Origin of the sequence: Blautia glucerasea (assembly GCF_013304385.1) — a bacterium.
Classification (GTDB): domain Bacteria; phylum Bacillota; class Clostridia; order Lachnospirales; family Lachnospiraceae; genus Blautia_A; species Blautia_A ammoniilytica.
In genome coordinates, this window is the sequence record NZ_JAAITU010000071.1 from 1 (window position 1) to 9,700 (window position 9,700).

Genomic DNA, 9,700 nt, shown 5'->3' on the forward strand with positions numbered 1-9,700 from the left:
AGGGGAGGGACGGCCAGTAATGTCCGTCTCTTACCCGACTTTTTGCACCAAAATATAGAAGACAGGTAATCTATAAAGATATAAAAGCAGATGTAGGACAAATATTAGGATCATTATGCAGAAGAAAAGGAATAGAAATAATAGAAGCAGAGTGTTGTCTGGATCATATATATATGCTAGTAAGAATACCACCTAAATATTCGGTATCAGAAATAGTAGGATATTTAAAAGGAAAAAGCTCACTAATGATATTTGAAAAACATGCAAATTTGAAATACAAATATGGAAATAGACATTTCTGGTGTAGAGGATATTATGTAGATACAGTAGGAAAAAATACGGCTGCAATAAAAGAGTATATTCAGAATCAATTAAAAGAAGATTTAGAATATGACCAGATGTCATTAGTAGAGTATATCGACCCGTTTACGGGTGAGCCGGTGAAGAAAAACAAGAAATAAACTGCTTGGAGCAGTAGTAGGAAATCAAAGCAAACCAGCAAGCCCCTTTTGGGGCAGCGCCGGAATAAGGAAGCACTGAAATAGCCCCTGGAAGGGGCTGCTGTAAATGTGGTGCAGTTGGCAGACTGTCAGTGCGCCTTCCGGGCGCAAGCAGGGAATAGTCCCTTATAGGGACAGAGCAAGCCACCCGCTAATGGTGCTGTTTGGGCATTTGATTATGATAAGATGTTCTGTGTATTGATGGAAAATGAAATTTGTCGAAAGGTGTGTGAAAAGAATAAATATAACAGTTGGATGAATCTGATTGGACAGTATTGTGTTTCAAGGACTTAAAGACGAAGAAAGTTGTTGGAGAGAAATAATTTCCAGCAACTCTGTTTTTAATGAATAGAGTTCATTTTTTTATTCAACTATTCCCATGATATATACAATATGTAAATGTGCAATTCAAATATCAGTTTATGCTAAGCGCAAAAATAATAATAATTACTATTATTGACAAAAGAATAATTATCATGTATAATACAGATATATAAGAAACAAAGTGTTAGAAAAATTGCTAGGAACTTGGTAACAAAAATAAATCGACATTGAAAAGGGAAAATGACTATGAAAAAATATGAATGTGAACCATGTGGATATATTTATGATCCGGCAGTAGGAGATCCAGACGCCGGTATCGCTCCAGAAACTGCATTTGAGGATATTCCAGATGACTGGACATGCCCAATCTGCGGATTAGGAAAAGATGTTTTCGTTCCTGTAGAAGACTAAGCAGAAAATGCAGGTACGAAACTGCCAGACATTAAAAGAGCCTAAGAGAACATATAAAAGAAATGGAGGTCAAATTATGACTTACGATTTAAACATTACCTTTGATGACAATTTAGTAACAGGAAATAAAACAATCGATACACAGCACAAAGAATTGATTGACCGTATTCAGAACTTTGTAATTGCCTGTCAAAATGGCGACAGCAAGGTAAAGGCGATCAAACTTCTGGATTATCTTAACGAGTATACTGACTTTCATTTTAAAGAAGAAGAAGCACTTCAGGAAAAAGCCGGTTATCCAGAGCGTGAAAAACATTATGAAAAACATGAAGAGTTTAAAAAGACAATTCAGGAACTGTATGAATACCTTCAGGAGTATGAAGGACCAACAGATCGGTTCAGTGAACTTGTACAGAAAAATGTAATCGACTGGCTGTTTGGACACATTAAAACATACGACCGCTCTGTGGCAAAATTTATCTTTATGAAACAAAATCCAGATCGATGCTAAAATAAACCAGGGAACGAGTTCACTCAGAATGTAGACAACGTGATGAAGTAAACTAGGGGCTGTCACAATGCAGCCCCTTTCCTGTTATAGCGATGTTCTAGGTAATATATTGCGCTGGCATGACATATTATTTTACTACTACTATATGGGAAGAGCAAGCAGCTCTTCTTTTTTTGTCCTTTTTATCCAATTTTAAGTTGTAAAGTCTCTTTTCATTCGACAAAATTCTCCACAGACAGAGGATATGCGACGAGCATTGATATGAACATCTATTTATGGAAAGAGGATATTGAAGACGGGGAATCGGTAATGACAGCCGAATATAGACCTGTAGAATACGGAAAGGACTATGATGTTGTCAATAATCCTGATAAATTTCAACTATATATAGATGGAAAAGAGATTAAATAGTAATCTCCTGAAAGCAAGCTTTTTGTCAATTATTTCAAAGAAAAATTAAAGGATAACAATACATAGTTTTGACAATGATATTTTGAAAAATTTTATAGGAATGCTCTATTATCAAATTGACATAGGAATATGGTAGCGTATAATTAGAATTGAATACACTGAAAAAATGGAGGAATTACATGAAAGCACATAAATATTGGTCAGTAGGAGCATTGATCACAATGCTTGGGACTTTTTACACTGGATATAAAAAGCAAAAATCAAGTCACAAATACTTTGCTTTAAGTTCTATGTTATGTATGGTAATGGCGATATATACAGGTCATAAAATGATTACCGGGAATAGGAAGAAAAAGGCGAATAAAGAGAAAGATACAGAAAGGGAGGGATAAATAATGTTGGAAGTAGGGGTTAAGGCACCGGATTTTGAGTTGCCAGATCAAAATGGGAAAATACATAGATTATCGGATTATACAGGAAAAAAAGTGATTTTATATTTCTATCCCAAGGATAATACAGCGGGATGCACGAAACAGGCATGTGGGTTTTCTGAGCGATACCCTCAGTTTACCGAAAAAGGAGCAGTTATTCTTGGAGTCAGTAAGGATTCTGTATCCTCTCATAAGAGATTTGAGGAAAAATATGGATTGGCATTTACACTTTTAGCAGATCCAGAGCGGAAAGTTATTGAAGCATATGATGTATGGAAAGAAAAGAAAAATTATGGAAAAGTCTCTATGGGAGTAGTAAGAACCACATATCTTATTGATGAACAGGGGATTATTATAAAGGCAAATGATAAAGTCAAGGCTGCAGATGATCCTGAAAATATGCTCAAGGAATTAGATTAATGAAGATAATATTATCCCCTGCTAAAAAGATGATTACAGATACTGACAGCATAGCGCCGGATGGATTGCCTGAATTTATTGAAAAGACGACAGAGATACAAAGTTGGTTGAAAAGTAAGTCAAAAGAAGAACTGAAGACTATCTGGAAATGTAATGACAAAATTACAGAACAGAACTTCAATAGATTGGAAAACATGGATCTTTATCATTTACTTACCCCAGCTGTCTTATCATATGAAGGAATTGCTTTTCAATATATGGCTCCATCCGTGTTTGAGGACAGTCAGTTCGAGTATGTACAAAAGCATTTGAGAATAATATCTGCATTTTATGGTGTGTTAAAACCAAGGGATGGTGTGACGCCTTATCGTTTGGAAATGCAGACGAAGGTTGGAATAGGAGAAACAAAAAATCTGTATGAGTACTGGGGAGATTTATTATACCGCTCAGTGATTGATAACAGCAGGATTATAATCAATCTGGCATCGAAAGAATACTCTAAGTGCATAGAAAAATATCTGACACGACAGGATAGATACATTACGATTACATTTTGTGAGTTATCAGGAGATAAACTGGTGACAAAAGGTACATATGCTAAGATGGCCCGTGGTGAAATGGTTAGGTTCATGGCTGAAAACAGAATTGAAAATCCTGAGGATATTAAGAAATTTGATAGACTAGGCTATTCATTCCGCTCTGATTTATCATCAGATGCAGAATATGTTTTTGAACGGAAAAAATGATGATTGAATGATTATTTTAAATAAAAGGTAATCAGTAATATTGATTATTATAATAATAGAAGGAGGAACAAACTAATGAAATATGTATGTGACGTTTGCGGATGGGAATATGATGAAGAGGAAGGTTATCCTGAAGGTGGTATTGCACCAGGAACAAAGTGGGAGGACGTTCCAGAAGATTTTGAATGCCCATTATGTAATGTTGGAAAAGATCAGTTTTCAGAAGTTGAATAAAATTCTGATTATTTAAATACGGATAGATAAACAAAAACCCTGGTGCGTGTGAGCAACAGGGTTTTTTATTGCGATAGTTTGTGATGATATCACAGAAAATGATTTACCTTTTGCTTATAATGTAACTACAAACAAAGTAAGGAGGTAGTCTAAATGAGATTAAAAGATAAAGTTGCAATCATTACGGGTGGAAGCCGTGGTATAGGATTTGCTACAGCTGATAAATTCTTGAAGGAAGGTGCTTCAGTTGTGTTGGCAGCAAGTTCACAGGAATCGGCAGATGTTGCTGTAGATAAATTAAAAGAAAAATATCCCAATGCAATAGTTGCTGGAATTAGTCCAAATCTGGCAAGCATGGAGTCTGTCAGAAAGGCTTTTAAAGAGGCAACTGAAAAATATGGATGTGTCGACATACTGGTAAATAATGCAGGGATTTCAGAAAACACCTTATTTATGGATTATACAGAGGAGACTTTTGATAAAGTCATGGATCTAAATGTAAAAGGAGTATTTAATACTACTCGTGTAGCAGCAGAATGTATGGTGGCAAGAGGCAAGGGGGTCATTCTCTCAACTTCTTCCATGGTGAGTATTTCGGGACAGCCACGTGGGTTTGCTTATCCGGCATCGAAGTTTGCAGTAAACGGATTGACTGTATCATTAGCAAGAGAACTAGGACCTAAAGGTATTCGTGTTAATGCTGTTGCACCTGGGATTACAGAAACTGATATGATGAAGGCCGTGCCAAAGGAAGTTATCGAACCTATGATTGAAAGAATTCCATTGCGTCATCTTGGACAGCCAGAAGATATTGCCAATGCGTTTGTGTTTCTTGCTTCAGATGAGGCGAGTTACATTACAGGTGTTATATTAAGTGTAGATGGTATGGCAAGAAGTTAAGTTAATGAGGTATGGTGATGTAATCACGGAAAATAAATGAAATTAAGACTATAATAAATCTACAAAAAGAAAAAGATAAGGAGGACTGTAAAATGTCTGCTATTAATATCAATAAAAATAATTTTCAGAACGAAGTACTGAATTCCGATAAACCCGTTCTTTTAGATTTTTGGGCATCTTGGTGTGCGCCTTGCCGCATGGTAGTACCTATTGTAGAGGAGATTGCAAGTGAGCGTAGAGATATTAAAGTTGGAAAGATTAATGTAGATGAAGAGCCTGAACTGGCAAATAAGTTCAGTATTATGAGCATTCCGACTTTAGTGGTTATGAAGAATGGGAAGATTGTACAGCAGGTTTCAGGGGCGAGACCTAAGAATGCGATTTTAGAAATGCTTTAGGGAGGTGTGCTAATGGGATTTTTTGATCTCTTTAAACAGTCGAATATTAATCAAGGCATAGAAGAATATAAAAGGACTGATGATGCAGTTCTGCTGGATGTACGTACACCGCAGGAATATCAGGAAGGACATATACCAGAAAGTAAAAATGTGCCGTTGCAGCAACTTGACAATATTGCTTCTGTAGCGAAGAATAAGGATATCCCACTGTTTGTATACTGTTATTCCGGTTCACGAAGCCGTCAGGCAACTGGGATACTGCAACGAATGGGATATTCTAAAGTAAATAATATCGGTGGCATTGCAGCTTACTCAGGAAAGGTGGAAAAATAAGATGAAAGTAATAATTGTAGGAGGTGTAGCCGGAGGAGCTACAGCCGCAGCAAGAATACGCAGACTGAATGAACATGCTGAAATTACTATGTTTGAAAGATCCGGATACATATCCTATGCAAATTGTGGACTTCCATATTATATTGGAGACGTGATCACAGACCCGGAAGAACTTACACTATAGACACCAGAGAGTTTTTTTAAACGCTTCCGTATTAACATGAAAATTCATCATGAAGTTATCTCCATACATCCAGAACGTAAAACGGTTTCAGTGAAAAATTTAGAGAATGGTGAGATATTTGAAGAAAAATATGATAAGCTGATCCTCTCTCCAGGTGCAAAGCCAACACAGCCGAGACTTCCCGGAGTAGGTATTGATAAACTTTTTACACTTCGTACTGTAGAAGACACTTTTCGGATAAAGGAATATATAAATAAGAATCATCCAAAATCGGCTGTATTGGCAGGTGGCGGTTTTATTGGTCTGGAACTGGCAGAAAATTTGAGGGAGCTTGGCATGGATGTTACGATTGTCCAGCGGCCTAAGCAGCTGATGAACCCTTTTGACCCGGATATGGCATCCATGATCCATAATGAAATGAGAAAGCATGGGATAAAACTGATACTGGGCTATACAGTAGAAGGATTTAAAGAAAAAGACAACGGAGTGGAGGTCCTGTTGAAAGATAATCCATCCCTTCAGGCTGATATGGTAGTTCTGGCAATCGGAGTCACACCAGACACAGTATTAGCAAAAGAAGCCGGTCTGGAACTTGGCATCAAGGAAAGTATTGTAGTGAATGACAGAATGGAAACCTCTGTACCGGATATTTATGCTGCAGGTGATGCAGTTCAGGTAAAACATTATGTTACGGGTAATGATGCGCTGATTTCTTTGGCAGGACCAGCCAATAAACAGGGCAGAATCATCGCTGATAATATTTGTGGCGGTGATAGTCGTTACCTGGGCAGTCAGGGAAGCTCCGTTATAAAAGTGTTTGATATGACAGCAGCCACTACAGGTATCAATGAAACCAATGCCAAAAAGTCAGGATTAGAGGTAGATACAGTAATTCTTTCTCCTATGAGTCATGCCGGTTACTATCCTGGTGGAAAAGTGATGACCATGAAGGTGGTTTTTGAAAAAGAGACCTATCGTTTGCTTGGTGCTCAGATTATTGGATATGAAGGAGTTGATAAACGTATTGATGTGCTGGCAACAGCAATCCATGCAGGGCTGAAGGCAACCCAGCTGAAGGATTTGGATCTCGCATATGCACCGCCTTATTCCTCTGCCAAGGATCCTGTAAATATGGCAGGATTCATGATAGACAATATAGCAAAAGGTACCTTAAAACAATGGCATCTGGAAGATATGGATAAGATTTCTAGAGATAAAAGTGTTGTGTTGCTGGATGTGAGAACTGTAGGTGAATTTAACAGGGGGCATATGGATGGATTCAAAAACATTCCTGTAGATGAACTAAGGGAACGTATCAATGAAATTGAGAAGGGAAAGCCTGTTTACCTGATATGCCAGAGTGGGCTGCGAAGTTATATTGCCAGTCGTATTCTGGAAGGAAATGGATATGAAACATACAACTTCTCCGGCGGATTCCGCTTCTATGATGCAGTTGTCAATGACCGTGCGCTGATTGAAAAGGCATATGCATGTGGTATGGATTATTAAAAATAATCATAATATTTTTATAATTTTCTCGTAATATAAAAAGATCCCCCATTTATTAGAATGACTTTCATAATTCTGATAAATGGAGGATTCTTCTTTATATGTTACAGAAAAACAATTTTATGACCTTTGGAGTGTTTCCAGTCTTTTTGAATCAAGGATTGTGATTTTGCCGCGGGAGAGTTTGACGAGACCCTCGCCTTGAAAGTATCGAAGCATTCGAGTGATAACTTCCCTGTGGGAACCAAGATGATTAGCAATCGTCTCATGAGTGATTTTCAGCTCGTTTGTTCCTTCGATAGAGGTCTCTTCTAAAAGAAATGAAGCAACACGCTTATCCAAACTCTTCCACATGATTTGTTCAATCAGCCACATGACATCAGAAAAACGGGTGGCCATTAACTCATTGGTATAGTTTGCGACGGGAGCAGATTCCTTCATAATGCCCTTATAGATTTCAGCAGGGATGATCCAAAGATCAGTATCTTTTTCTGCTTCAATGGTTACTTCAAATTGAATGGAGCGTATGATACATGAGGCGGATAAAAGACACATATCCATATCGAACAGACGGTAAAGTGTAATCTCTCGTCCTTCATCTGAAAGTATGTAAGTTCGAAGCTGCCCGGATTTAACCAGTAATAATCCAGTACAATCCAGGTTTCCATTGTGAATGATTGTCCCTTTTTTTACATACTGTGTGATTAAATTGTCTGAAATTATTTTTTTCTGTGCTGTATTTAAGTCATTCCATAGTGGAAAACAATTTTCGAAGTTCATAACCGTTATCTCCTTTACGAACATAGTATACTTGCTTTTTTTAGATGCGTCAATTATATAACTGGCATATGCCATAAATAGAAATAAAAAGAAGTGTAATAAAGTAAATTATCTTTTCTGTGATATCATCACGGAAGCAAGCACTTATTTGGGGTATATTAAGTTCAAATAGGAGAAGGAGTTGAAAAATATGACATCTATAAATATAAATAAAGAAAAGTTTGGGCAATTAATTCATAAGGAAAAACCGGTTTTGGTTGATTTCTGGGCACCTTGGTGTGGTTATTGCCGTAGAATTGGAGCGGCTTATGAAAAAATAAGTGAAGAATACAGCGATATTCTTATTGCTGGAAAAGTAAATATTGATGAAGAACCACAGATTGCAGAAGCTGAAAAGATTGAGATAATTCCTACGCTGGTTTTATATCGAGATGGAAAGGCAATAGATTCTATTGTTGCACCTGAATCAAAAATAATGATAGAGAATTTTATTAATGAAGCATTGGAAAAATAAAAGGAGGACTGCTGTATGAATGAAAATCATGTTTACGATATGATTATCGTGGGGGGAGGACCTGGAGGGTATACTTCAGCATTATACGCAGCCAGAGCAGGATTTGATACAATTGTTTTAGAAAAATTATCTGCAGGTGGTCAGATGTCATTGACCTGGCAGATTGATAACTATCCTGGTTTTGAAAATGGAATTGACGGATTTTCATTGGCAGAGAAAATGCAAAAACAGGCGGAAAAATTTGGCGCTAAAAGTGAATATGCTGAAGTTTTTAATATGGATTTAACAGGAAAGCTTAAGAGAGTAGAAACTAGTTCGGGAATTTATATTGGGAAAACAGTAGTGATTGCTACTGGAGCAAATCCAAGAGAACTTGGTCTCGCTAAAGAAAAAGAATTGATAGGTCATGGGGTTGCTTATTGTGCCTCCTGTGATGGTATGTTTTATAAAGATAAGATTGTGGTGGTTGTTGGTGGTGGAAATTCTGCTGTATCAGATGCTGCTCTTTTAAGTCGAATTGCTAAGAAAGTCATCATTGTTCATCGTAGAGATACATTACGTGCAACGAAAATCTACCATGACCAGCTGATGAAAACTGAAAATATAGAGTTTCGATGGAATAATACAGTAAATGAACTGATTTATGGAGAACGATTGACTGGTGTGCGGTTGAAAGATACAGTTACAGGAGAAGAAAACATTATAGAATGTGACGGCCTGTTTGTGAGTATAGGAAGAAAACCGACAACAGATTTTTTAGATAATCAGATAGAACTGGATAATAAAGGATATATTGTGGCAGGTGAAAACACTGAAACGAGTATTCCGGGTGTTTATGCTGTAGGAGATGTCAGAACAAAGTTACTTCGTCAGATAGTAACAGCAGTGGCAGATGGTGCTATGGCAGTACATATGGCAGAAGAGTATATGGAGAAATAATAATCAGAATTTGAATAGTGAACTTTTTATACTGAAATATGTACGATTTCAATAATGACATGAACTTATGGGAACGTATTGCGGATACTTTGTGAACTTCATCCTGATACAATGATTATGCTGATGAAAGAAGGCATAGATAACTGAATACAAGA

13 protein-coding genes and 2 pseudogenes are annotated in these 9,700 nt (G+C 37.0%); 14 read left to right on the plus strand and 1 reads right to left on the minus strand.

What is annotated here, in order from left to right:
- Positions 1-38: 38 nt before the first annotated feature.
- From tnpA to G5B11_RS19665, 12 genes and pseudogenes are all read left to right on the plus strand, one after another.
- Positions 39-461: pseudogene (tnpA, locus tag G5B11_RS17685) on the plus strand (IS200/IS605 family transposase); the annotation flags it as partial.
- Positions 462-1,070: 609 nt separating this feature from the next.
- Positions 1,071-1,235, plus strand: coding sequence for a rubredoxin (gene rd, locus G5B11_RS17690; RefSeq protein WP_015524975.1), 165 nt, complete (start codon positions 1,071-1,073; stop codon positions 1,233-1,235).
- A 76-nt stretch (positions 1,236-1,311) separates the two neighbouring features.
- Positions 1,312-1,746 (plus strand): bacteriohemerythrin, encoded by a 435-nt coding sequence (locus G5B11_RS17695; protein ID WP_019161195.1) that lies wholly within the window; start codon positions 1,312-1,314, stop codon positions 1,744-1,746.
- 261 nt (positions 1,747-2,007) lie between these two features.
- Positions 2,008-2,157: a hypothetical protein gene (locus G5B11_RS17700; RefSeq protein ID WP_015524977.1), complete on the plus strand. Its 150-nt coding sequence runs from the start codon at positions 2,008-2,010 to the stop codon at positions 2,155-2,157.
- 179 nt (positions 2,158-2,336) lie between these two features.
- Positions 2,337-2,549: a DUF6219 family protein gene (locus tag G5B11_RS17705; RefSeq protein WP_005421604.1), complete on the plus strand. Its 213-nt coding sequence runs from the start codon at positions 2,337-2,339 to the stop codon at positions 2,547-2,549.
- 3 nt (positions 2,550-2,552) lie between these two features.
- Positions 2,553-3,008 carry a thioredoxin-dependent thiol peroxidase gene (bcp, locus tag G5B11_RS17710; RefSeq protein ID WP_055060581.1) on the plus strand — a complete coding sequence of 152 codons (456 nt, stop codon included), beginning with the start codon at positions 2,553-2,555 and terminating at the stop codon, positions 3,006-3,008.
- The gene (gene yaaA / locus G5B11_RS17715; protein ID WP_118583128.1) at positions 3,008-3,754 is read left to right on the plus strand and encodes a peroxide stress protein YaaA; all 747 of its coding nucleotides are present in this window, start codon (positions 3,008-3,010) and stop codon (positions 3,752-3,754) included. The genes bcp and yaaA overlap by 1 nt, the downstream gene beginning before the upstream one ends.
- A 75-nt stretch (positions 3,755-3,829) precedes the next feature.
- Positions 3,830-3,988, plus strand: coding sequence for a rubredoxin (locus tag G5B11_RS17720; protein ID WP_005339874.1), 159 nt, complete (start codon positions 3,830-3,832; stop codon positions 3,986-3,988).
- Positions 3,989-4,141: 153 nt separating this feature from the next.
- A complete protein-coding gene (locus G5B11_RS17725) occupies positions 4,142-4,888 on the plus strand; it encodes an SDR family NAD(P)-dependent oxidoreductase (RefSeq protein ID WP_158422008.1) in 747 nt (248 codons plus the stop codon).
- A 92-nt stretch (positions 4,889-4,980) separates the two neighbouring features.
- Positions 4,981-5,286 (plus strand): thioredoxin, encoded by a 306-nt coding sequence (gene trxA, locus G5B11_RS17730; protein WP_005421612.1) that lies wholly within the window; start codon positions 4,981-4,983, stop codon positions 5,284-5,286.
- A gap of 12 nt (positions 5,287-5,298) precedes the next feature.
- Entirely contained in the window at positions 5,299-5,619 is a 321-nt protein-coding gene (locus G5B11_RS17735; protein WP_005421613.1) for a rhodanese-like domain-containing protein, read from the plus strand.
- A gap of 1 nt (position 5,620) precedes the next feature.
- A pseudogene (locus G5B11_RS19665) lies at positions 5,621-7,312 on the plus strand (FAD-dependent oxidoreductase).
- Between the two features lie 120 nt (positions 7,313-7,432).
- On the opposite strand, the gene G5B11_RS17745 reads toward G5B11_RS19665, so the two are convergent.
- Complete coding sequence (locus tag G5B11_RS17745) at positions 7,433-8,116, minus strand: Crp/Fnr family transcriptional regulator (protein WP_173682631.1); 684 nt, start codon at positions 8,114-8,116, stop codon at positions 7,433-7,435.
- Between the two features lie 166 nt (positions 8,117-8,282).
- Here G5B11_RS17745 and G5B11_RS17750 point away from each other — a divergent pair, with 166 nt between their 5' ends.
- Positions 8,283-8,606, plus strand: coding sequence for a thioredoxin family protein (locus G5B11_RS17750; protein WP_005330449.1), 324 nt, complete (start codon positions 8,283-8,285; stop codon positions 8,604-8,606).
- Between the two features lie 15 nt (positions 8,607-8,621).
- Entirely contained in the window at positions 8,622-9,545 is a 924-nt protein-coding gene (trxB, locus tag G5B11_RS17755; RefSeq protein ID WP_026648815.1) for a thioredoxin-disulfide reductase, read from the plus strand.
- Positions 9,546-9,700 lie beyond the last annotated feature (155 nt).

Excerpts from the sequence above, each read along its gene's own strand:
- rd (WP_015524975.1), top strand. The coding sequence starts at position 1,071 with ATGAAAAAATATGAATGTGAACCATGTGGATATATTTATGATCCGGCA.
- G5B11_RS17695 (WP_019161195.1), top strand. The coding sequence starts at position 1,312 with ATGACTTACGATTTAAACATTACCTTTGATGACAATTTAGTAACAGGA.
- G5B11_RS17700 (WP_015524977.1), top strand. The coding sequence starts at position 2,008 with ATGAACATCTATTTATGGAAAGAGGATATTGAAGACGGGGAATCGGTA.
- G5B11_RS17705 (WP_005421604.1), top strand. The coding sequence starts at position 2,337 with ATGAAAGCACATAAATATTGGTCAGTAGGAGCATTGATCACAATGCTT.
- bcp (WP_055060581.1), top strand. The coding sequence starts at position 2,553 with ATGTTGGAAGTAGGGGTTAAGGCACCGGATTTTGAGTTGCCAGATCAA.
- yaaA (WP_118583128.1), top strand. The coding sequence starts at position 3,008 with ATGAAGATAATATTATCCCCTGCTAAAAAGATGATTACAGATACTGAC.
- G5B11_RS17720 (WP_005339874.1), top strand. The coding sequence starts at position 3,830 with ATGAAATATGTATGTGACGTTTGCGGATGGGAATATGATGAAGAGGAA.
- G5B11_RS17725 (WP_158422008.1), top strand. The coding sequence starts at position 4,142 with ATGAGATTAAAAGATAAAGTTGCAATCATTACGGGTGGAAGCCGTGGT.
- trxA (WP_005421612.1), top strand. The coding sequence starts at position 4,981 with ATGTCTGCTATTAATATCAATAAAAATAATTTTCAGAACGAAGTACTG.
- G5B11_RS17735 (WP_005421613.1), top strand. The coding sequence starts at position 5,299 with ATGGGATTTTTTGATCTCTTTAAACAGTCGAATATTAATCAAGGCATA.
- G5B11_RS17745 (WP_173682631.1), bottom strand. The coding sequence starts at position 8,116 with ATGTTCGTAAAGGAGATAACGGTTATGAACTTCGAAAATTGTTTTCCA.
- G5B11_RS17750 (WP_005330449.1), top strand. The coding sequence starts at position 8,283 with ATGACATCTATAAATATAAATAAAGAAAAGTTTGGGCAATTAATTCAT.
- trxB (WP_026648815.1), top strand. The coding sequence starts at position 8,622 with ATGAATGAAAATCATGTTTACGATATGATTATCGTGGGGGGAGGACCT.